This is a genomic window from uncultured Helicobacter sp., from assembly GCF_947367035.1.
In the GTDB taxonomy this organism is placed as follows: domain Bacteria; phylum Campylobacterota; class Campylobacteria; order Campylobacterales; family Helicobacteraceae; genus Helicobacter_D.
Genome location: NZ_CANBCA010000007.1, coordinates 25857 through 49362 on the forward strand (window position 1 = coordinate 25857; position 23506 = coordinate 49362).

21 protein-coding genes and 2 tRNA genes are annotated in these 23506 nt (G+C 36.0%); 8 read left to right on the forward strand and 15 right to left on the reverse strand.

Going from position 1 to position 23506, the window contains the following annotated elements:
- Positions 1 to 284: 284 nt before the first annotated feature.
- Genes nusB through Q0Y61_RS03605 form a run of 5 tightly spaced genes read right to left on the reverse strand, consistent with a single transcriptional unit; the run spans position 285 to position 3699 of the window.
- Entirely contained in the window at positions 285 to 938 is a 654-nt protein-coding gene (nusB, locus tag Q0Y61_RS09465; protein WP_366517283.1) for a transcription antitermination factor NusB, read from the reverse strand.
- Positions 939 to 1409 (reverse strand): 6,7-dimethyl-8-ribityllumazine synthase, encoded by a 471-nt coding sequence (gene ribH, locus Q0Y61_RS03590; protein WP_297811485.1) that lies wholly within the window; start codon positions 1407 to 1409, stop codon positions 939 to 941.
- Entirely contained in the window at positions 1396 to 2232 is an 837-nt protein-coding gene (kdsA, locus tag Q0Y61_RS03595; RefSeq protein WP_297811488.1) for a 3-deoxy-8-phosphooctulonate synthase, read from the reverse strand. The genes ribH and kdsA overlap by 14 nt, the downstream gene beginning before the upstream one ends.
- Positions 2233 to 2234: 2 nt before the next feature.
- Positions 2235 to 2903: a carbonic anhydrase gene (locus tag Q0Y61_RS03600; protein ID WP_297811491.1), complete on the reverse strand. Its 669-nt coding sequence runs from the start codon at positions 2901 to 2903 to the stop codon at positions 2235 to 2237.
- Between the two features lie 22 nt (positions 2904 to 2925).
- A complete protein-coding gene (locus Q0Y61_RS03605) occupies positions 2926 to 3699 on the reverse strand; it encodes a flagellar motor protein MotB (RefSeq protein ID WP_297811494.1) in 774 nt (257 codons plus the stop codon).
- A gap of 101 nt (positions 3700 to 3800) precedes the next feature.
- Between Q0Y61_RS03605 and Q0Y61_RS03610 the strand changes: the two genes are divergently transcribed.
- Entirely contained in the window at positions 3801 to 4406 is a 606-nt protein-coding gene (locus Q0Y61_RS03610) for a DedA family protein (protein WP_297811497.1), read from the forward strand.
- A 235-nt stretch (positions 4407 to 4641) separates the two neighbouring features.
- On the opposite strand, the gene Q0Y61_RS03615 is transcribed toward Q0Y61_RS03610, so the two are convergent.
- Positions 4642 to 5676 (reverse strand): bifunctional 3,4-dihydroxy-2-butanone 4-phosphate synthase/GTP cyclohydrolase II, encoded by a 1035-nt coding sequence (locus Q0Y61_RS03615; RefSeq protein WP_297811500.1) that lies wholly within the window; start codon positions 5674 to 5676, stop codon positions 4642 to 4644.
- Between the two features lie 110 nt (positions 5677 to 5786).
- Here Q0Y61_RS03615 and Q0Y61_RS03620 point away from each other — a divergent pair.
- From Q0Y61_RS03620 to metA, 6 genes are all read left to right on the forward strand, one after another.
- A tRNA-Gln gene (locus tag Q0Y61_RS03620) sits at positions 5787 to 5861 on the forward strand.
- Between the two features lie 44 nt (positions 5862 to 5905).
- Positions 5906 to 5982: transfer RNA gene (locus Q0Y61_RS03625), tRNA-Met, on the forward strand.
- A 297-nt stretch (positions 5983 to 6279) separates the two neighbouring features.
- Positions 6280 to 8535, forward strand: coding sequence for a flagellar hook protein FlgE (gene flgE, locus Q0Y61_RS03630; RefSeq protein ID WP_297811504.1), 2256 nt, complete (start codon positions 6280 to 6282; stop codon positions 8533 to 8535).
- A 174-nt stretch (positions 8536 to 8709) separates the two neighbouring features.
- The gene (locus Q0Y61_RS03635; protein ID WP_297811507.1) at positions 8710 to 10761 is read left to right on the forward strand and encodes a Cache 3/Cache 2 fusion domain-containing protein; all 2052 of its coding nucleotides are present in this window, start codon (positions 8710 to 8712) and stop codon (positions 10759 to 10761) included.
- 249 nt (positions 10762 to 11010) lie between these two features.
- On the forward strand, positions 11011 to 12309 hold the full coding sequence (locus Q0Y61_RS03640; RefSeq protein WP_297811510.1) for an aminotransferase class V-fold PLP-dependent enzyme: 1299 nt from the start codon (positions 11011 to 11013) through the stop codon (positions 12307 to 12309).
- A gap of 8 nt (positions 12310 to 12317) precedes the next feature.
- Complete coding sequence (gene metA / locus Q0Y61_RS03645; RefSeq protein ID WP_297811513.1) at positions 12318 to 13211, forward strand: homoserine O-succinyltransferase; 894 nt, start codon at positions 12318 to 12320, stop codon at positions 13209 to 13211.
- Here metA and Q0Y61_RS03650 read toward each other — a convergent pair.
- The 5 genes from Q0Y61_RS03650 to Q0Y61_RS03670 form a co-directional block, all read right to left on the reverse strand.
- A complete protein-coding gene (locus Q0Y61_RS03650; protein ID WP_297811517.1) occupies positions 13178 to 13642 on the reverse strand; it encodes a hypothetical protein in 465 nt (154 codons plus the stop codon). The two genes, metA and Q0Y61_RS03650, sit on opposite strands and share 34 nt — an antisense overlap.
- Positions 13643 to 13645: 3 nt before the next feature.
- The gene (locus tag Q0Y61_RS03655) at positions 13646 to 14158 is read right to left on the reverse strand and encodes a hypothetical protein (protein WP_297811520.1); all 513 of its coding nucleotides are present in this window, start codon (positions 14156 to 14158) and stop codon (positions 13646 to 13648) included.
- Positions 14158 to 17415 (reverse strand): carbamoyl-phosphate synthase large subunit, encoded by a 3258-nt coding sequence (gene carB / locus Q0Y61_RS03660; RefSeq protein ID WP_297811523.1) that lies wholly within the window; start codon positions 17413 to 17415, stop codon positions 14158 to 14160. The genes Q0Y61_RS03655 and carB overlap by 1 nt, the downstream gene beginning before the upstream one ends.
- Positions 17416 to 17479: 64 nt before the next feature.
- The gene (gene gmk, locus Q0Y61_RS03665) at positions 17480 to 18094 is read right to left on the reverse strand and encodes a guanylate kinase (protein ID WP_297811615.1); all 615 of its coding nucleotides are present in this window, start codon (positions 18092 to 18094) and stop codon (positions 17480 to 17482) included.
- The gene (locus tag Q0Y61_RS03670; protein ID WP_297811526.1) at positions 18094 to 19800 is read right to left on the reverse strand and encodes a hypothetical protein; all 1707 of its coding nucleotides are present in this window, start codon (positions 19798 to 19800) and stop codon (positions 18094 to 18096) included. Before Q0Y61_RS03670 ends, gmk begins: the two co-directional genes overlap by 1 nt.
- 90 nt (positions 19801 to 19890) lie before the next feature.
- On the opposite strand from Q0Y61_RS03670, the gene Q0Y61_RS03675 reads away from it, so the two are divergent.
- Complete coding sequence (locus tag Q0Y61_RS03675) at positions 19891 to 20415, forward strand: phospholipase D-like domain-containing protein (protein ID WP_297811530.1); 525 nt, start codon at positions 19891 to 19893, stop codon at positions 20413 to 20415.
- Here the strand turns inward: Q0Y61_RS03675 and Q0Y61_RS03680 are convergent.
- The 4 genes from Q0Y61_RS03680 to Q0Y61_RS03695 form a co-directional block, all read right to left on the reverse strand.
- Positions 20412 to 20942, reverse strand: a complete 531-nt coding sequence (locus Q0Y61_RS03680; protein ID WP_297811533.1) for a hypothetical protein — start codon at positions 20940 to 20942, stop codon at positions 20412 to 20414. The two genes, Q0Y61_RS03675 and Q0Y61_RS03680, sit on opposite strands and share 4 nt — an antisense overlap.
- Positions 20939 to 21457: a hypothetical protein gene (locus Q0Y61_RS03685; protein WP_297811536.1), complete on the reverse strand. Its 519-nt coding sequence runs from the start codon at positions 21455 to 21457 to the stop codon at positions 20939 to 20941. Before Q0Y61_RS03685 ends, Q0Y61_RS03680 begins: the two co-directional genes overlap by 4 nt.
- A complete protein-coding gene (locus Q0Y61_RS03690; protein ID WP_297811539.1) occupies positions 21454 to 22506 on the reverse strand; it encodes a hypothetical protein in 1053 nt (350 codons plus the stop codon). Before Q0Y61_RS03690 ends, Q0Y61_RS03685 begins: the two co-directional genes overlap by 4 nt.
- A gap of 134 nt (positions 22507 to 22640) precedes the next feature.
- Positions 22641 to 23468 carry a sulfite exporter TauE/SafE family protein gene (locus Q0Y61_RS03695; RefSeq protein ID WP_297811541.1) on the reverse strand — a complete coding sequence of 276 codons (828 nt, stop codon included), beginning with the start codon at positions 23466 to 23468 and terminating at the stop codon, positions 22641 to 22643.
- Positions 23469 to 23506 lie beyond the last annotated feature (38 nt).

Genomic DNA, 23506 nt, shown 5'->3' on the forward strand with positions numbered 1-23506 from the left:
ATGTTTAAATCGGATTATATGCGCTAAAGATTCCATAGAGTTTTTTGGCAATTTTTGCCACAAAGCAATTTTCAAAAGAATCCAACTTAAAGATAAATAGCTATGTTTAGAATATTTTATTATTGCTCTCCTAAGCTTATATTCTAAAGAAGTATTTTTAAAAATCTCCTCTACATCTCTTAAAGGCAAGAGAGAATTTAAAGCAAACTTCTCCTAACTCTTTTTAAAATATAGGGGGTTCGTAAAGCATTCTCTCAACACTTTTCTCCAAATAAAAAGGTATCTTAACCTTTTTTAGAGGATTGGTGAGATATTTTAGAATCCTTTTTAAACTTGGATTGCTTAGAAAGTTTTGATTCAGGCTTTAGATTTTTAAACTTGGCTTGCTTGGGTGGATTTGCTTTAGGCTTTGGCTTTTCTAGTGTAGCTTTTTGCTTACTGAAAGTCTTAATATCCCTTGTTTTCAGTTCTTTAGGGGCTTGCTCCTCTTCTTTACTCGTCTGCTCTTTTAAGGTTTTTGCAATCTCCTCTAATGGCATTCCACTATTCTTTACAATTCCATCTAGCACACCATTAATGAATTTAGTTGAAGATTCATAACTGAAATGTTTAGCAATCTCTAAAGCTTCGTTAATTACCACTGCTTTGTCTATCTTACTAAAGAGTATCTCATAAGCACCAAGTCTCAAAATTGCACGTTCTATATCCCCAATACGTTCAAAATCCCAACCTTTCAACTGATGTGTAATACGCAAATCCAATACTTCAAGATTTGTAAGTACGCCTGAAAACAATTCTTTTGCGAAAGCTTGCTGTGCGTTTTTTATTTTGTGTTCTTCTAAAATTTCTTCTACAAATTTAGAAATTCCATCATTCCCGCTTCCATAAGCATATAAAAGTTGCACAACCACTTCGCGCACTTGGCTTCTTGTCGCCATTTAAGCCCCGATTTTGCGATAAAGATTAATCAGTTCAATTAAACCTGCCATTGACTCAAAGCCCTTATTCCCAGCCTTTGTCCCTGCACGTTCTATTGCTTGCTCAATGGAATCTGTAGTTAGCACACCAAAGGTTACTGCCGCTCCATAACGAATCGTAACATTTGCGATTCCTTTAGTTGCCTCTGCACTCACATAATCAAAATGCGGAGTAGAGCCACGTATAATTGCGCCTAAGCAACATACACCATCATAATCACCTTGTGCTAAAACTTTCTCCAATGCAAAAGGAATCTCAAAAGCTCCCGGCACCAAAATATGCGTGAGATTCTCTTCTCTACCTCCGTGTCGTAAAAAGCAATCTTTCGCACCCTCTACCAATCTATCCGTAATTAAATGATTAAAACGACTAGAAATAATTGCAATTTTTTCCTCTCCTAATAAGGATAAATTTCCCTCAATGATTTGCATAACTTTCCTTTGTGATAAGTTGCTCTATCTCTAAAATCTGCCAACAAAGCTCTAAAAGTGCTTTGGGTGTGAGCATATTTGGACCATCACTTAAAGCAACTTCTGGCTTAATATGTGTCTCGGCAAACAATCCATCTATACCAACAGCTGCAGCTGCACGCGCAAGCAATGGTGCATAACGACTATCCCCTCCACTTTTGCCCTTTAAACCACCGGGCATTTGCACCGCGTGGGTCGCATCAAAAATCACAGGAGCAAACTCACGCATAATCGCTAGTGAGCGCATATCTACAACTAAATTCCCATAGCCAAAACTACTGCCTCGTTCGGTTAGGCAAATCCCATATTTTAAAGAATCCTTAAAATTTGCCTCTTTAATCTCTTCATTTTTTGCACTTGCACGTGTTTTTAGGGCTTTTAGGACAGAATATTTCATATCTGCTGGATTCATAAACTGCCCCTTTTTAATATTAACCATTGCATTAGTATGAGCTGCTGCGACAATTAAATCAGTTTGCCTACACAAAAAAGCTGGAATTTGCAAAATATCTACAACTTTTGCAGCTGGAGAAGCTTGATAAACTTCGTGAATATCTGTTAAAAGTTTATAACCAAATTTTGCTTTGATTTTTGCTAGAGATTCTAGCCCTTTTTCAAGTCCTGGTCCGCGATAGGATTCCAAGCTTGTTCTATTTGCCTTATCAAAACTTGATTTAAAATAAAAATCAATTTTTTCATTTTCATTTAATGGCTTAAGGGATTCTGCAATTTCCTCTAAAATTTCATCATTTTCTATTACGCATGGACCTGCAATTATTATCATTTCTATCCTTTCAATAAATTAAACTCGTGCCTTTTAAAATCATAATTATACACTTCTCCACTCTCTATAATATAATGCCAACCGTAGAGATTTAATGTGCGTGCAAGATATTTTTCTTTTACTTTTGGGTAAGTAAAAAGATTCATAATTTGACGCTCAATATTAATTTGCTCTGTTAGATAGGCACGCATAGCCTTTGTTTTTGGTTTGAGAGATAAAACTTGCATTTTAACCGACTCAATTAGCTTCAACCAATTTCTAACATTGGGCATATTCACAAAATGCGATTCCTCATAAAGTGCCGCACAACCTCCACAATGGGAATGCCCACAGATGATGATGTTTTCAACCTTTAGCTCTTCTAAAGCGTATTCAATCGCGGAAGTCGTTGCCAAATATTCGTCCGCTTCACGATAAGGCGGCACAATATTTGCTATATTTCGCACGACAAAAAGTTCACCAGGCAATGTGTTGGTAATCAGGTTTGGAACGACACGAGAATCCGCACAGCCAACAAAAAGAGTGTGAGGATTCTGCCCCTCTTTTAGATTTTCAAATAATTCTTTATAGGCTAAAAAGTTTTCCTCTTTAAATTTAATCACTCCTTCAAAAAGTAAATCAATCGTATTAGAAGTCTTAGATTCTAATAAATTTAAAGTCTTTTTAGCCATTATTTTCCTTAAAATAGTTTGTCTAAGGTGCAATCTTAGTAAGGCTTTCCATCGCAGAGGATAAATCCTCGCCTACACTATAAACATATAATTCTACGCGTCTATTTTTTGCGCGTAAAGTTGGAATCTCATTACTAGCAATCGGGGAAAATTCTCCCTCACCTCCGCCTAATACACGCGCCTTTGCCACCCCTTGCGTTATAATAAGTTCTGCGACATTCACACCACGCGCAACAGACAATTCCAAATTATCTGCAAAGATTGCCCCTGTGCGCAAAGGCGTATTATCCGTATGCCCTATGGCTTTAATCAACACTGCATTAGGAAGCTTGGCAAACTCCATTGAAAGACGTTTAAGCAATGCAATCCCACTTAGATTTTCCAAAACTGCACTTCCGCTTGCAAAAAGTAGCTCATTTGGGATTCTAATAATCACGCCCTTTTCTGCTTCTTCTAGCTCTACTGCTGGTCCATTTGAAATACGATTGACTTCATTATAGTCTGTAATTAAGCTCGCAAAGATATTGACAACATTATCCATTTCCACTTCTGTTTCCATTGGAGTAGCTTTAATGGGTGCTGGTGGATTAATTTGCGTTTGTGAGCCCTTTTCAAGAACCGCTAACGACCCTTCTAAAGAACCAATGGCTAAGGCGATTCTTTGCGTATCAAAAGTTGCCATTGAGAGCAACAAAATAAAAAAGGTAAGAATCAGGGTAACCATATCTCCGTAAGTCCCAAGCCATAATGGAACACCTTGAGGACAATCACAAGCTGGACATTTATTTTTTGCCACTTTTTCCCCTTAGTTTTATCTGTTTTTTTGATTAAAAATTCTGCGATTATAACTTGATTTTCGTTATAATCTTATTTAATTTTAAATTTTACGAGGAAATTTTGCAAGCTATTATTGATTTTTTGGTGCAATCTATTCATTCTTTTGGTTATTTTGGAATCTTTTTTTTAATGTTTTTAGAAAGTAGTTTCATTCCTTTTCCAAGTGAAGTCGTAATGATACCTGCAGGATATTTAGCACATCTTGGTCAAATGAATTTTTTTGTTGTGATTCTTTGTGGCACACTTGGCTCACTTACTGGCGCATTACTAAACTATTATTTGGCACTTTTGTTTGGACGGGAGATTTTGATAAAATTTGGAAAATATGTATTTTTTGATGAAAAAACGATGATAAAAATGGAAGAATTTTTTGCCAAACACGGGCATATCTCTACCTTTAGCGGACGCTTGATTCCAGTTATTAGGCAATACATTTCACTCCCCGCAGGTCTAGGCAAAATGCCTCTTGCGCTTTTTTGTTTTTATACAACTTTGGGTGCGGGGATTTGGGTGATTATTTTAACCACACTTGGTTATTTCTTAGGACAAAATGAATCTCTTTTGAAAGAATATTTACATTTGATTACATTTTTGCTTGTGATTCTCGTGCTAATTGGCATTGCATTTTATGTATTTTCCCAAAAGCGCAAAAACAAGAATTCTTGAGGTTAGGCGAAAGTGTGCTACCGCGTTCTTGCAGACGCAGTGAAGCAATCCATCTCTCGTCTTGCCAGATTCCGCGTTAGTAGAATCTTGGCAATAATGTTGCAAACTAGCAATCTATAACCTCAAATCTTGCCTTTGATAATCTACATTCTTCAACATTGTTTAGATTGTCTCACTCCCTCGCAATGACGAAAATAATCTACACCATTAATAACCTCGTATAATAAATCTTCAACTATACTTCCACACGTTCTAAAATTTTGAGATTAAAGCCACTTAAAGCACTATATTCTGATTCAGCAACCTGCGAAACACTTAGAAGTTTGAAATTCCGAATCTCAAGAGAATTTAGAATCTGCGCACCGATACCAAGCCCCTTAATGTCTTTACTATCACAAGTTTGCAAAAACACTAAATACCCCCCCTCACTTTTCAGCTTATCTACCGCATTCATCAACCCGTTAAACGCATTTCCATTCTCCAAAAGTTCCAAATCCTCTTTAATAATATGAAATTTCACAAGTGGAATTTGTGGTTTCCCAAAGACAAAAGCAGTATGGATTCTATTTAAATGGTCTTGGAATTGGATTTTTTCTACTTGTGTGTCCAAAAATTTAATATTTGCTCTTTGGAGTGGCTTAATGAGTTGTTCAAATTGCAAACGATACTCTATTAAATCCGAAACATAGAGAATTTTTAATTGATGTTTTCGTGCAAATTCACTTAAAAATTTATCGCCTCTTTTTGCCATCAATCCATCTTCTCGCATAATCTCACAAATCACACTAATGGGCTTCAATCCTGCTAGCTGACAAATATCAATGCTTGCTTCTGTATGCCCTGTGCGCTCTAGCACACCGCCCTCTTTGGCAATCAATGGGAAAATATGCCCCGGTCGCACAAAATCTTCTGGCTTGGCATTAGGCTTACACATTAAATTAATCGTCAAATCACGTTCATACGCAGAGATTCCTGTTTTTGCCTCTTTAGCATCAATAGAAACCGTAAAAGCGGTTTCGTGATTGGAGCTATTTTGACTAACCATTGGAGGCAAATCTAATCTAACCGCAATCTCTTTAGTGATAGAAACGCAAATCAACCCTCGTGCTTCTTGTGCCATAAAGTTAATTTTCTTTGGCGTGCTAAAGATTCCTGCCATTACTAAATCACCCTCATTTTCGCGGTCTTCATCATCCATAACAATAATCATTTCTCCGCTTTTAATTGCTTGGATTGCTTCCTCTACGCGCAAAATTGCTTCACTCTTCACAATAAATCCTCATTTTATTTTTATTTCAAAGTATATCACAAAGTTCATAAAAAGTTTTAAATTATATTGACAAATAAAAATTAAACCGATATAATTCCGCTTTTTATTATTGGGGTATCGCCAAGCGGTAAGGCAGTTGGTTTTGGTCCAACCATTCCGAGGTTCGAATCCTTGTACCCCAGCCACTTCTTAGCTTCTATAAATATTTATAATCTTTTATAAATTTTATCGCGGGGTAGAGCAGCCCGGTAGCTCGTTGGGCTCATAACCCAAAGGTCGGTGGTTCAAATCCGCCCCCCGCTACCAAATGTTTTAGAATTTTACTTTTAATTTTCCACTCTTTCCTTAACGAGAAAATTTGAAAAATTTTTGTGGCAATCCACAACTTTGAGCTTTCTCGTATCAATGAATAAAATAAATGAAGTCATCTATAAATGTAGAATCTCCCTTAAGATTCCATTGTAAACTTTATTTAACAACATTATAGATTGCTTCACCCCTGCAGTCCTCACAAAGACGAAATGGAAAATTTTAAAATATTCCAAAAGTGGAACGATACTTGCTTTACTCTTTGCAAAATACTTTTCAGATAAAGGATTACAAATGTTACGTTCATTATGGTCAGGTGTAAGTGGTATGCAAGCACATCAAATTGCTCTTGATGTGGAATCCAATAATATTGCAAATGTGAATACAAACGGCTTTAAGTATTCTCGTGCGGATTTTTCTACAATGGTTAGTCAAACTCGCCGTTCTGCTACGATTCCTTATGCAGGATATGGTGGGGTAAATGATTATTCTGTAGGACTTGGAACAAGTATCAATACAACAACAAAAGTCTTTGAACAAGGTTCTTTACAAAACACAGACAGGAAAGCAGACTTAGCCTTAAGCGGAAATGGTCTATTTGTCGTTAGTAACAATGGTGGTTATACAAAAATGTATACCCGTGATGGCGCATTCTCTTTTGATGCAGTAGGAAATCTTGTAACTACAAGTGGATTTATCGTGCAAGGTTGGTTAAGAGACCTTTCTAAGCTAGATTGCGCGTGCGGAAGTGGCGAACTCAATAGAGTAGATTCCACAGGACCGATTAAAAACATCACGATTGACCCTCGTATGACCGTGCCTGCCAAAGCTACAAGTAATGTAACTGGTAATATCAACCTCACAAGTGGTAGAAAAACAGAAAATATCACTTGTCCAAGCCCATTAGATAGCTCTGCGGCAAACAACTATATTGCGGGTGGATTAGATAGAATCTATGATTCAAACGATAAACAACTTGAAGTAGAACAAGATATGGGGGTAATGTTTGACGCAAGTGGAGAAGCCTTAATGCTCCAAGAAGGACAAGGAATCTGGGTAAGCTACCAAACTGCGACTTCTAACCGCATAATGCTTGACCCCACTCCTGCTGCTGGTCCTGTTACAACCACTGTTACAATCAATGGACAAACCATTACTTGGACAAATGACGCAGCAGTCTCTGGCTCTTCTCACCTACTTGCCGCACAAGTTGCGATTAACAATTTAAAAGACAAAACAGGTGTAGAAGCACTCACACAAAATGGAATGTTAATTTTACAAAACCTTAACCAACTAGATGGTGATGGCTCTAACAAAAACATTCGCGCAAGCGGATTTAATAATGGAATCTTCAATAATGGAGGATTTACAAATAATCAAGGTAACTTATTAGCACAAGCAGATTCTCAAACTGTAACGACTGCATTTAAATATATCTACACAACACAAACCGATGCAGATTCTGCTTCTGGACAATTCCGAACCACAGAAGATTTGCGTGCTGTAATGCAACAAGATGCAAATAAAATCAAGGCTTTTGGTGGAGATTCTGCAGCCGCAGCAATAGGTATTCAAAATGGCTTTGGTCAAAGCAGTTATAGCGTCAGCGTGATTTTGAATAATTCAGGACAATTTGAAATCAACAATAAACAAGATGGAATCGCAAATGGTGGTGCTTGGGGTGCATATGATAATCTTAATATCTTTGTTTCAGGCTATAATGACACACTCAACACAACCAATGTGCTTTTCAAAAATCAAATGAAAGGAATGAACACGGGAGTGCTAGTAGAGGGCGGAAATGTAACTAGCACCGGTGGATTTAGAATGGCAAGTTTTGGGCAAACTGTGGAAATTTTTGATAGCCTTGGAAACAAACACGAGTTTCAGATTGAATATACTAAGGTGCAAGGAAACCAATGGAATTGGCGTGTTATCGTGCCAGAACCAGCGGAGTTACTTGGAGCAACTGCACAACGTCCAAATATCTTAGAAGGTGGAAATGTAACCTTTGGTGATCAAGGAGAATTGCTAGGATTCAACCCTTCTACAATTCAGTTTAAACCAAACAATGGTGCAAAATTCCCACAATCCATTAACCTAAACTTCGGAACAGGTGGTGGATATGATGGATTGACAAGCACTGCAAAAGAATCTGAAGCACAGAAAATGACAGGAGATGGTTATGCGTCAGGAACACTCAAAGATTTCTACTTTGACCAAACCGGAACAATGATAGGTGTTTTTGACAATGGACGAAACTTTGCTCTAGCACAAGTAGCCGTAGCAACTTTTGCTAACTATGAAGGCTTGCAAGGAACAGAAAACAATCTCTATGCGGAATCCCCAAACTCTGGTGACCCAACATTTGGTCCAGCAGGAACAGGCGGACGAGCCAATATTCAAGCCTCTAAGCTAGAGATGAGTAACACGGATTTAAGTAGGGGTTTAACACAACTTATTGTTGTGCAACGCGGATTCCAAGCAAGCTCTAAATCTGTAACGACTTCTGACCAAATCTTGAACACTTTGCTTCAATTAAAACAATAAGCCTAGCTCTTTTGAGCTTTTGGGCTTCCATTTTCTCTTTCCTTATAAATATAAAAGTATTAAGATTTTTAACTTTTTATAATCTATTTTGATATATAATTAAAGCTTTAGACAAAATTACCCCCCCCCCCCGCAGAAGTATTGAAATTTGGGGAAGTATAAAAGGAGGAAGTAATGTGGAATAAACTCTCTGTGGCAAAAAAATTCTCCTGCATTCAAATGATTATTGCTCTAATGATTGGAATACCTTTTATATTTTTTGTCCAATATAGTATGGATAATCTCACGAAAAATCAAATGAAATTCCAAATTAGCCAAATCACTTCTATTGTGGAAGGGAATTTTGAAGTGATTTCTAACCAAATTATCAAAGAAAGTGATAACTCTCTAAGTTTCTTTGAAAATGACTTTGTTACACGCTATGGCAAAGCAAGTGTGGATAGTTATAGGCTCGGGGATTCTGTAAAATTTGGCGCAATCAGTGTGCCAAGTCTCTATTACAATGGAATCAACCTAATAGAGAATATAGACTTGGTAGATAACTTCTCAAAACTAACAGGTGGGGTTGCTACAATATTCGTGCGAAATGGTAATGAGTTTGTGCGTATTTCTACTTCCCTTCAAGATGAATCGGGCAATAGAATGATTGGCACAACTTTAAATTCTTCACACCCAGCTTTTGCTGAAATGACAAAAACAAATCCAACGATTTTTCGCGGAAAAGTGCGTTTAGCAGGCAAAGATTATATGTCTGTGTATAAACCTATCGTGAATCAAAACAAACAAACGATTGGGATTTTATTTGTCGCTTATAATCTAAAAAGTTTTTATAATCTACTTTCATCGAAACTCAATAAGATTCAAATTGGTAAAAATGGAAAAATCGTGATTTTGGACAAAACCAATGACGAATTTATTTTAGGCAAAAGTGGAAAACCAAGCGATTATAGTTATTTACAGAATCTTAAACCTAGTAGTTTAATCCAATACACGATGAATGGCAACTCTTATGAGAGTTATGTAGATTATAATTCCTCATTGGATTTATATATCTTAGCAGAAATATTAGTATCTGATTTCACATCGGCAAATAATCAAGTGAAACTTATAATGGCTTTGGGTATTGCCATTATCCTTTTAGTAATCCTTATTGCTTCTTACATTATTATGAAACTCTCTTTACTAAATCGTTTGAATGGGATTTTAGATTTGCTTTTTGAATTTTTGAAGTATCTTAATTACGAAACATCAACTCCTCCAACTCTTACAAAGCCCAAAGCCGAAGATGAGCTTGGAATGATGAGAGCTGCCATCAATCAAAATATTCAAAATATTCAAAAAGGTGTAGAACAGGATGAAAGGGTCATTCAACATTCTATTGAAATTGTAAAACAGGTTGAAGAAGGAAACTTCACTGCTAGAATCACAGAAAACCCTCATAATCCAAAACTAATTCAACTTAAAGATGTGCTAAATCAAATGTTACATACTCTGCAAAATAAAGTGGGAAGCAATATGAACGAGATTTTACAAGTATTTCAAAACTATATTAATTTGAACTTTACTGCAAAAGTAACCAATGCACAGGGGAGTGTAGAGACAACTACAAATCTATTAGGAGAAAATATTCAAGAAATGTTGCTCACCTCTTCTAAATTCGCCCAAGAACTAGAAACTAATGCAAAAGATTTAAACCAAGCCATCATTAAACTAACTGAAAGTTCGCATAATCAAGCGACTGCTCTTAAAGAAACAACTTCTACATTAGAACAAATCAGTTCTTCTATGGAAAATGTCTCTAGTCGTTCCAATGATGTAAGCAATCAAGCAAACGATATTCGCAATATCGTAGGAGTGATTCGCGACATTGCAGACCAAACGAATCTTCTAGCCCTTAATGCTGCCATTGAAGCTGCAAGAGCTGGAGAACACGGAAGAGGCTTTGCAGTTGTAGCAGATGAGGTCCGAAAACTAGCAGAAAGAACAGGGAAATCTTTAAGTGAGATTGAAGCCAATGTGAATGTGCTAGTGCAAGGGATTAATGATATGAGTGAATCCATTAAAGAGCAAACATTAGGAATCGGACAAATCAATCAAGCGGTTGCACAACTAGAACACAACAATACGCAAAATGTAGAAGTTGCAAATTACTCCCAAAACATTAGTAACGCAGTAGATGAGATTGCAAATAAAATTTCTGATGATGTAAATAAGAAACAATTTTAACCTGTATTGATTCTGCAAAAAAGAGTTGAAAATATTTCAACTCTAATGAATCTAAAACTTCATTAAAGTTTGCCTAACTCTCCTTATATAGAATCTTAAATTAATAAACCACAAATGGTTAATTCTTTGAAAATCACCCAAGTCGTTTTTACTTTGATTTATTCAAATTTTCTTATAATTTGTAAATACATATTGTATTTTTTAAAATTTATGTTATAATTCTACAAATTTTTCAAAAAGGAAAACAAAATGGCAAATTTACCTCATCAAAATTACACGCAAGAAACTCTTGCGTTACACGCAGGTTATACTTACGATTCACAACGCACTCTTAATGTGCCAATCTATCAAAACACTGCTTATAGTTTTGAAACTTTAGAACAAGCAGCGGCAAGATTTGGCTTACAAGAGCTTGGCAATATCTACACAAGACTGACAAACCCAACTTATAAAATCTTAGGAGACCGCCTAGCAGCTGTAGAGGGAGGGGCATTTGGAGTAGCTACTGCAAGTGGAAGTTCTGCGATTTTTTACGCATTGGCTAATCTAGCACAAAATGGCGATAACATTGTGTATTCCAACAAAATTTATGGTGGCACACAAACACTTATCGTGCATACGCTCAAACGATTTGGGATTGATTCACAAGTCTTTGATATTGATGATATTGATGGCACTTTGGAATCTACTATTAATGAAAAAACAAAAGTTATTTTCTTTGAAAGTCTCTCCAACCCGCAAATTGCGATTGCCGATGTAGAAAAAATTGTTAAAATTGCTAAAAAATATGGAATCATAACTATTTGCGATAACACCGTTGCTACTGCATTTTTGCACAAACCCTTAGATTTTGGAGTAGATGTATCCGTGTATAGCCTAAGTAAATATGTCAATGGTCAAGGAAGCGCACTAGGTGGTGCTATCATTGAACGCAAAGGCTTAAATGATTTACTTGTTAATAATCCGCGTTATCCCGCATTTAATACACCAGATGCAAGCTATCACGGATTAGTCTATGCCTCACTAGCTGGAGCTTTACCAATCTTTGGAATCCGATTAATCACAGAATGGTTAAGAAATATTGGTGCAACTCTCTCTCCACAAAATGCTTGGATAATCATTCAAGGGCTAGAAACGCTGGAATTGCGCATTAAAAAACATAGCCAAAACGCATTAGAGATAGCGAAGTTTCTACAAACACATTCAAAGGTTAAAAATGTATTTTATCCTGCCTTAGAGGGCAATCCTTACCATAATCTATTGAAAAAATATTTCACAGATTCCAACTCTAGTGGGCTTTTGAGTTTTGAAGTTTCAAGTTTTGAAGAAGCGAAGAAGGTTTGCAACGCATTAGAGATTTTCGCTATTGTGGCAAACATCGGGGATTCCAAATCTCTTGTCATTCACCCCGCTTCTACAACTCATTCGCAGTTGAGTGAAGCAGAGTTAAAGTCCGCTGGTATCACTCCTTGCACGATTCGCTTAAGCATTGGTTTGGAATCCCCACAAGATTTGATTGCAGACTTAAAACAAGCATTAGAAAAATAAGGATTCTTATGCCATTAGTTATTCCAGAGGATATTCCAGCTTTTTCACTTTTAAAACAAAATGCGTTTATTATGGGTTACAATCGCGCGAAATCTCAAGATATTCGTCCTTTGGAAGTGCTGATTTTTAACCTTATGCCAACTAAAATTGAAACAGAGAATCAAATCCTCTCTTTGCTTGCAAATTCCCCTTTGCAAGTCAATATTACTTTGCTCTCTACGGCAAGTTATATAGGTAAAAATACACCAAAATCCCATTTGGAACGCTTTTATGTAAATTTTGAAAATATCAAGAATCGCAAGTTTGATGGTGCAATCGTTACAGGCGCACCCATTGAACATTTAGAATTTGAAGAAGTGAAATATTGGGGAGAGCTCACACGCATTATGGATTTCTTAAAAGCAAATTGCACAAGCACATTATACCTTTGTTGGGGTGCAATGGCAGGATTGCATTATTTTCACAAAATCCAAAAAATCCCACTAGGTTCCAAACTATTTGGTGTGTTTAATCATTTTTGGGTAGAAAAAGATTTACTACTTAATGGGTTAGATGAAATTGTTAAGATTCCACATTCTCGCCATTCTGATATTAATCAAGCACAAGCAAGAGAGAATAAAAACTTAAAAATTTTGTTAGAAGGTGAAATAAGTGGTATTTCTGTTTTAAAAGATGAAAAAGATTTCTTTATCTTAGGACACCCAGAATATGCAAAAGAAACATTAGATTTAGAGTATAAACGTGATTTAGATAAGGGCTTAAATATCACACAACCTTATGATTACTACGATGCAAACAACAACCCTCAATTTGTATGGCGCTCCTCTGCAAGTATGCTGTTTGCAAATTGGCTAAACTTTGCAGTTTATCAAGATACACCTTTTATATTAGGCTTTTCATAATACACAAGATTCCGTTTGCGTATCTCAAAATCCTCTGAATCTTCACTTAAATAGACAATATAACGCTCATCTTCATATAATCCACGAATCGTTCGCATTTCACCTTGAATCATTAAATTATAATCTTTGGCTAAAAAAATTTCCCCTGCTGTGCGTCCAAGATTAGGAATAAACAACAAAACAACACCGATTAAAGTTAAGACAAAAAGAAATTTAAAAACTTTATCTATCAAAGGAATCGCAAAACCAATTCCAAACACAGCGACAAAGATTCCAAAGGCATAGGGATTAAAAACATTGAAAAAAAATGGATTAAAAAATACATTGATACCATAATATTGAATGTATCCATTAAAAATAGTTGCCCAAAAAACGCAAAATAGGAGGAAAACCAACATAAAACTGACCGCCAAAGAAGAAAACAATCTCATAAATCACCTGATACATTTAAGATTAAAATTTGCAATTTTATAGATTTTAGAGGGCTTAGATTCCATTAAACCTCGCTTATCCAAAACTATAATATCCGCCTTTTTTAAAGCAAACCTCAAGCTAAAAGACTGATGATGCGCATTTGCAGAGCTAGAATATAAAAAGGGGAAGAATCGCAAAAAATCTGCGTGAGAAGCTTTCTCTAGTCTCTCTGGCTTCACTACACGAATCGCAAGTTTAGTATTTGGACTGCTTTTTTGCATTAATGCGTGTCTTCCTTGATAAATAAAAGTGCTTTTTGCACTTTTGCGGATTCTATTTTTATATCTACTTGGAATCCTTACAAGTTTTTTTAGCTTCACCAAAGAATCCAATGTCAAAAGCACATTTTGAGATTCACTGCGTCCCTTGATAGCATTTAACTTGGTAAAATCAGAGCATAAAAAACCCGCTGTTGTATCGCTTTGAGCTAGAAAAATGGGTGCGAATTCTTTCACTTGTATTTGTGATTCCATTATGTCAAATAATCCTGAATGGCTTTAGCCACATTTGGATTTTGAAATTTTAATTCGCTAATGGCACATACTGCAACGCGTGCCGCTTCAAGAGTTGTAAAATAAGGCACATTGTTACGCAAAACTTGTGTGCGAATCTTATCTGTATCATCTTTGCTTGAAGATTCATCGCTTGTATTAATCGCTAGTGCTATCTCTCCATTTGCCAATCTATCGCCAATGTTTGGACGCCCTTCACTAATCTTTAATGCCTCTTCACAAGGGATTCCAGACTTTTGTAGAATCTCTGCTGTGCCTTTGGTTGCACAGATTTGGAAATCAAAACTTTGTAAATCATGCGCAAGTGAAACAGCTTGAGGCTTATCCAAACTGCATAGAGAAATAAACACTTTACCGCAAGTTGGAAGCGAATTTTTACAAGCAAGCTGACTTTTTGCAAAACTTAATCCAAAACTTTCACTAATCCCCATAACTTCTCCTGTTGAGCGCATTTCTGGTCCTAGAACCATTACGGCACCATTTAATTTATTAAATGGAAAAACAGATTCTTTGACTGCAATATGCTTTAAAGTTTTTGGCTTATATAATCCGTCTTTAAATTCTGTTTTTTGAAACTTATCATAACGCTCTAATGCAGATTTCAAATCCCTATTTATCATTACATTAGTTGCAACTTTTGCGAGTGGAATCCCTGTAGCCTTACTGACAAATGGCACGGTGCGACTTGCGCGAGGATTGACTTCAATAAGATAAAGCGTGTTTTCAAAGATAGCATATTGCGTATTCATAAGTCCTACTACACCTAGATTCCTAGCAATTTTTGCAGTCGTTTGCTCAATTTCTTTTATCCTTTCCTCTGATAAACTAATTGAGGGTAACGAACAAGCAGAATCACCGCTATGGATTCCCGCCTCTTCAATATGTTGCATAATTCCAGCAATATAAACTTGCGTGCCATCACAAATAGTATCTACATCTAACTCAATCGCATTATTTAAGAATTTGTCAATCAGCACAGGACTCTCTTCGCTTACGCTAACTGCCTCACTCATATAATCTTGTAATTCATTCATATTATAAACAATCCGCATTGCGCGTCCGCCTAACACATAACTAGGACGCACTAATACAGGAAAACCGATGTCTTGGGCAATATTAATTGCATCTTCTTTGGTATAGGCTGTGCCATTTCTAGGCTGGATTAGTCCATTTTCTTCTACAAATTTTGCAAACTTTTCCCTATCTTCAGCAATGTCAATCGTCTTTGCACTCGTCCCAATAATCTTAGCACCAATGGTTGTAAGTTTTTTGGCAAGTTTTAAAGGAGTCTGCCCTCCAAAATGCACGATGATTCCATCAGGTTTTTCACGTTCAATTACGCTACGCACATTCTCAAAGGTAATGGGTTCAAAGTAAAGCACATCACTTGTATCATAATCTGTGCTAACGGTTTCAGGGTTACAATTATACATAATGCTAGTATAACCCATATCTCGCAAGGCAAAACTCGCATGCACACAAGCATAATCAAATTCAATTCCTTGTCCAATGCGATTAGGTCCTCCACCAATAATTAAGACTTTTTTCTTATCTTTTTGTGGAATCTCTTGATGTTGCATACACTTAAAAGGAGTTGTGGAATACAAATAAGCAGTTTGTGTGGTAAATTCTGCCGCACAAGTATCTACTTCATTGTATTGTAAAATTACCCCAAACTTTTGACGCAAAGCATAAATATCTTCTTCTCGTAATTCTAAAGATTCGTCTTTATTCACCAAAAAGGCAAGCATTTTATCGCTAAATCCGCATTGTTTAACCTGTCGCAAAAATCCTTCATCATTTAGTTTTTCAAAAGAAATTTGTTGCTCTAGTGCAATCATTTCTGCGATTTGATTTAAAAAATAAAAATCTATTTTACACCACTTTTGCACCTCTTCTATACTTACTCCACAACGAAACGCATCAGCAATATAAAGCAGACGCTCTGCATTAGGTCGGCGCACCTCACGTTGAATCTCACCTAAATCACTACTTCTTGGCACAAAGCCAAAGATTCCAGTTTCTAAACTATTCAATGCTTTTTGCAAAGATTCTTTAAAAGTTGCTCCAATCGCCATTACCTCGCCAATAGATTTCATAGAAGTTGTAAGCGTAGAATCGGCTTGGGGGAATTTTTCGAAAGTAAAACGTGGAATTTTAGTTACAATATAATCAATGCTTGGCTCAAAACTTGCGGGTGTGCCTGTAATGTCGTTTTGAATCTCATCTAAAGTATAGCCCACTGCAAGCAAAGTTGCAACTTTGGCTATTGGATACCCTGTTGCTTTAGAAGCAAGGGCAGAAGAGCGTGAAACGCGCGGATTCATTTCAATCACCGTCATTCTACCTGTGGTGGGATTGATAGCAAACTGCACATTGCTTCCGCCTGTATCTACACCAATTTCACGCAAAATTGCAAAAGAAGCATCACGCATTCGTTGATATTCTTTATCTGTTAATGTTAATGCAGGAGCAATCGTGATAGAATCCCCTGTATGCACTCCCATTGGGTCTAAGTTTTCAATACTGCATACAATGATACAATTATCCGCCCTATCACGAATCACTTCCATTTCATATTCTTTCCAACCTAGCAAAGATTCTTCAATCAAAATCTCACCAATAGGGCTAATCTCCAAACCATTTTGAGCCAAATTTTTAAACTCATCAATATTATAAGCTACCCCGCTTCCACCACCTGCTAAAGTATAACTTGCACGAATAATCAGAGGAAATCCTATCTCTCTTGCTGCATCTAGAGCTTCTTCAAGAGTATAAGCATAACGAGATTTTGGTAAATCCATACCAATTTTTAGCATTGCTTCCTTGAAAGCCTGCCTATCTTCGCCCTTTTTAATAGCCTCTGGCTTAGCCCCAAGGAATTGCACACCTTTTAGCAACCCTTTTTCAAACATACTCATCGCAATATTCAGCGCAGTTTGCCCCCCCATAGTGGGCAAAATGGCATCCACTTGTTCTTTCTGGATAATATCTGCAACAATTTCTTCTGTGATTGGCTCAATATAGGTGCGGTCAGCAAATTCTGGGTCTGTCATAATCGTAGCAGGGTTAGAGTTAATTAAGACAACTTTATAGCCTAACTCTTTGAGTGTTTTTGCAGCTTGTGTGCCAGAGTAGTCAAACTCACAGGCTTGCCCGATAATAATTGGTCCCGAACCAACTAATAAAATTGTCTTAATATCATTTCGTTTTGGCATAGAATCTCTCTTGAAGTTTTGGGTTAAAATTTCGTAATTCTAGCGTTTTATGACTTAAAAAGCTTTATTTTTCCCAATTTTGCAAAAAAGGTTGCATTTGATATAAACTTGCCTTACAAAATGCACTTCTTGCAATACAAATCAGTTGTTTAGCGGAATCTTCTAGGCTCTCATTAATGATTAAATAATCAAAACTAGGTAGATTCCTCACTTCCTCTAACGCATTATTTAAGCGCTCTTGGATTACTTCTTGGGTATCGCTCCCCCGCCCACTTAAACGCTCTTTTAAAATGCTTTTGTTGGGTGTTGTGATAAAAATACTTGTCGTGTGATAAGGAAAATTCCTTTTAAGATTCGCTTGTCCTTGCACATCAATATCAAAAATTACAAGCTTATCTTCTTCTAATGCCTGCAAAACTTGCTCTTTGGAAGTGCCATAATAATTTTGATGCACTTTTGCCCATTCCAAAAACTCTCCTTTTTGGATTCCACTTTCAAAAGCTTCTTTGCTAATAAAGTGATAATGCACCCCCTCTGTCTCCCCTTCGCGTTTCTTGCGTGTCGTGGAAGAAATAGAAAAATAATGATTAGGAAATTCTTGAGCTAAAATCTTATATAATGAGCTTTTCCCTGCTCCACTAGGACCAGAGAGGATTAGAATTGCTCCTTTATACTTCATCAATCCTCATCTCTTTTAGGGAATTGAATGTTAATACTAATCGTTGCGCCGCTAAGCAAGTCTTTGAGATTTTGCGTTTGCAAGGCTTGTAATGCAGCAATTAAGGATTCCAAAGAATTTGCTTGAATATTGGTTGGTAATTTAGAATCGGTTTCACTAGCACTTGGCACAATAGGAGACGGATTAGGGGCTTTAGCAATAGGCTCACCTAATGCTTCACTCATACTCTCTACACTTAAAGTGTCAAACTCATCTAAACCTGCTGTGTCAGATTGGGATTTTGTTACTTGGGATTCTATTTCCTCTGCCTTAATATCCTCTAGCAAAGAGGAATCCAACTCCTCTTCCATTTTTTTTGGAATCTCCAAATCCTCTTGCTCCTCTAATGGATTGGATTCTTCCCCCTGAAGTTCGTCTTCTAATCCAATATCAAAAGCGACTTGTTTTTCTTGGAATTCTGTGTTTGAATCATTCAAATCCTCCATTCCATTTAAACCCTCCAAGGAATCTAAATCATTTTTTGTTTCATCTCCTTGGGATTCTAAATTCTCTGATACATCTAATGTGTCAAAATTGGAGTCTTGCAATTCATCACTAGATAAACCTCCCAATTCCTCTCCTAAATCTTGCATCACTTCTAAGTTCAGCTCTTCATTAACAGAATCCTGCTTAGATTCTGTGTCTGCGATTGCTTGTTCCATAGGTTCGGATAAATCTTGAGGTTCTTCCTCTACTATTTCTCCTTCTCCTGCTTCCATAGTATCAAAGGAAAATTCAGAATCGCCCATTTCTTTAGAATCCTCATCACTTGTCTCTATATTTTCAACTTCTAAATTTGATAATGCATTGGAAGTTTCATCTTGGGAATCTAATGCTTCTTCTTTATCTTCCTCTGCTACTTCAATCTTATCAAGTTCAGCTTGCAAATCGCTAAAATCTAAATCTTCTTGTGCATTAGAATTTTCAACATTGAGTTCTTTATCTAAATCTAGGGGTATATCTTCTTGTTTTGGCACTTCATCACTTGAAAGCAAATCCTTAATCTCCTTTACATCGCCTTTGTCTAAGACATTTAAATCTTCCGATTCCTCATCGTCTGCGCCAAAATCTAGTTGTTCATCAAGATTTTCTGTCGCTTCTTCCTCCGCACCAAAGTCTAATGGTTCATCACCTGTGCTAGAAGCTTCTTCTGCTGCTTCCTCTATGCCCTCTTCTGCGCCAAAATCTAATGGTTTATCACCCGTATTAGAATCCATTGTAGGCTCATCATCTAATTGTAAATCATCAAAACCTGAAAGGTCTAATTCGTCTCCCAAATTATCCAAAGATTCCATACCTTCAATCTCTAACATTTCATTATCGTTATCTTTTTTGCTCGTATGATGGTCAATAGAGGTAATCCCAGAAATTTTACTTAATGTTTTCACAAGATCTGTTGGTAAAAATGGCTTTTGAATATACTCATTAAAACCCTCTAGACGTTCGGAAGATTTAGCGTAAAACAAACCAAATTTCGCTTCAGAATTTGCTGCTTTATAAGCATCAAATAATTCTTGTTCAAAGCTCTCATCATCTATTAATACAATTTCTGCACTTAAGCTTGAATCAATCTCTTGAGTTTCTTCCATTTCTATACCAAGCTTAGATACGCTTAGTGCTACAAGTTTGCTAATAATGGGATTTTTATTAACGAGATATAATTTCATAGATACTCCCTATTTGCTTTGTTTAGTCTTTTAAACAAAGAACTGCTAAAATTTTAACAATTTGTATCTTAATTTTACAAGGAACTTGTAATGTTTAAAAAGGTTTTCGTAATTCTAGGAATTTTTATTGGTTTTCTATGGGCAGATGCTCTGTATTTTATGCCTCAAGAACAAAATAAAGCATTCGATGCGCTTCTCTCTACGATTAAAAATACACAGCAAAGCTTAGATATTGCCATTTATAGTTTTACTAATCGTGAAATTAGCAAAGCAATCCGCGATATTGCCAAAAGAGGTGTTCAAGTCCGAATCATTTATGATAAAAAAAGCAATCAAAACACTAATCAATCCACCATTGGTTATTTGGCAAAGTTGAAAAATGTAGAAGTATGCTTACTAGAAGGCAAACTCTCTTCTAACAAAAAGTTTTATGGATTAATGCATACAAAAATGGCAATTAGTGATAAAAATTCCTTAGTTTTAGGTTCAGCAAATTGGTCTAAAAGCGCTTTTGAAACCAACTATGAAACTCTTTTAATCTCACAAAATAAAGAACATATTACAAAAGCAAAAAAAACTTTTGAAGCAATGTTTCAAGAATGTGAAAAATATTAATTAAGATTGTGCAAAAAATAGGTGTCTAATCTAAAAGAGAAGACCAATTCTCCCTCTTCTCTTTCAATATGGATAGGAAAATTAAAACGCACCACACCAGGCAAAGATTGCGTTAAACTCAAAGCTTCTTTGAGTTTATGAATATCGTGTAAGCGACCACTAACGATAAAGCGTTGTTTGAAATATTTGCCCTCTAAGATAGGTGTGCCATCTGCAACAACACCGACACTTTCAAAAATAATTTTCAATTTCTCTTCAATTTCTCTTTGTGTAATTTGGTGTTCAAAATTCCCAATTGTATGTGCATTTTGATTCTGATAATTAACAAGCTTTTGCATTTCTGCATCACGTTGAGCCTCTATTTTGCCTTGCACATAAAGTTCTTTGCGATATTGGGTGTTTGTTTTACGAAATACATCTAATTGTGGCTTTACTGCACCCATAAAAACTCCAATTACCATAAAAAAATAAAAGACAAAAAAGAAAGTATTACGAATCCAATCAATTTGTGCAAAAAATGCTCTCACGGCTGCACTTCCTCTTGATTTAATTTACTAATAGAAACAAAATTATACCAGCCATTAGGCAGCATATAAAAGTCTGCGCGACTTTGATGAAAAATAGAACGCAAAGGAACTTCAAGCAAGAAAGTATAAATTTGCTTAGAAGGAGTCGCTCCATAAAGTGTTAATTGGTATTGTTCCATTTGAATTTTATTGAGCGTAATTTGTTCTGGAATTAAATTAAAAAGATTTTCAACACTCTCTTGTAGCATTTTATTTTGACTTGCAATATAGGCTTCAAAATGCACTTTTTCTTCTTCTACAATCATCATTTCTTGATATTCTTTAATTTGCTTTAACATCTGTTGTTGCATTTCTATTGCGATTTTTTCGTTCTGTTGCATAAAATACCCTTGCACTTTAAGCATCACAATAAAACCAGCAAAGATAAAAAGTGTCAAGAAAATATAGCCCCACCAAATACGCGAAACTTTCTTTAAGATTGTTTTTTTACCCGGTTGCGTGAAACTATAATTCATACTTTCCCTTTTGATTCAAAAAACTTATAAGATTCATAACCTAAATTTGCCAATTCTTTTGCAATATCACAAGTTAGCACCTGGACCTCTAGCAAAGTAATCTGCTGAATCTGCTGGAGGGTCTCTTGTGCAATATCGTGTGCATTAAAAATCACTACTTCACTGATAAACTCGCCATTATAAAGACTATTGCTATAAAATTCATTCAAAGCAGATTGAATAAATTTTGCCGCAGTATCAATACGAGAAAAGTCGTCTAAATCATCTCCTTTAGAAGATTCATTGATCTCTTCGTGCAATTCATCCTCTCTATCATCATTTTTCAAAACCTTGATAAGACTTTCAGCATCATCACTCTCGCTATCCAAATCCAAAACATTTTCAATTCCACTCAACTCATTTTGTAAATCGGATTCAATATTGGTTTTTTGTATATCCTCTTCATCTTCACTTAAAGAATGCTTAATCACGGATAAGCCTAAGTTAATTTCACTCTCAAGCACATAATAACCGCCAAATAGCACACCTGCATCTTGTTTAGTAACAATTAAAGTCATATTGGAACGTTGAAACAATACATACAACTTACAAGAATCCTGAAAAGTATCTTTTGCTAAACGATATAACACCATAAAAGGGGAAATGACGAAATCTGCCCCCAACTTTAAAAAACATTTTTTTGTCTCTGCAATTCCTTGATTAAGGACATAGACAGACCAATTATTATCAAAACGTTTATAAACAATTTCATTGCAGTTAATGCCGTGTTTTTCAAAATCACTTTCTTTATCAGAATTAATCACACCTTGTGTAATAGAGCGAGAAAGTGTTGAGACATAAGTAAAAGGATTTTTAGCACGGATTTTTTTAATATAGCGGACTGCTTGAATAGGTAGTTCGCCAGGATTTGTTTTAAATTCTTTTGTTTGGGTTTGTAGGAGTTTGCCTCTACGATAAAAATTTACCACAATGCTACATAATTTATGATCTACTTCTACACCAGCAATCACTGTGGCAAAAAATGGGCGAATCGTTTTAATTAAATCCATAGAAACTCCAAACTTAAACTCGCATTGCTATATAGTATGCAATTTTGGCTTAAAAAATAGACTTTTAAAAGCCAAAATTATGATTTTTTCATAAAATAATTAGCAAAATTTACAAACTTTAATCTAGCGCATTTTCAATTATTTTTAGAATCTACATTATACGATTCTACTTGCATTAACTGGTTTGAAGATTCCATTTTACGTGCAGAATCTTTGTGCTTAGAGTGTTGTGCGTTAGAATCTTGTGTGATTGCTTGGTGCATTTTATGCGACATTTGCGGATTTTGCAAGAATTTTATCCCTTTTTCAATCATCAAAACACCAAAAATTACAATGGAAATAGCCGCAAGATTCATTGCGAATTTACGCACAAAAGGTTTATATAAAATCGTATTTGCCAAGATTCCAAAAAGCAATAAAGGCACAAGAGTGGCGACCCCAAAGATAAGCATAACAAATGCACCTTTAAAAACACTTGCAAAAGACGCTGCACTAAAGAGAAATGCATAAACAAAACCGCAGGGTAATAAACCATTTAGAATTCCTAATAAATAAAGGCTAAAGGGACTTCTAAGGCTTAAAGCATTCTGAAATTGCATTTGATACCATTTAGAATTTTGCACAGAATGTTCCAAAAGTGTTAGGAATTTTAATTTACCAAAAAGAGAGAAACCGGCAAGCACCATTAAAATACCTACAAAGACAAACAACGCACCACGCAAAGTACCATTGAGGCTAAACATACTCCCAAGCCCGCCAACTAATGCACCAAGCAACACATAAGTGCTAATGCGACCAAGATTATAAAGCAAATGGAATCCTACAATACGCCCTTTGCTTGTATCATTGTTCGCCATCTTACTACTGAAAGCCAACACGATTCCACCACACATTCCAATGCAATGCCCAAATCCCCCCACCAACGCAATACCAAAAAGGCTAATGAAATCTAAAATTTCCATTTTACTTCCTAAATTTATATAAAATCGTGAAATCTTGC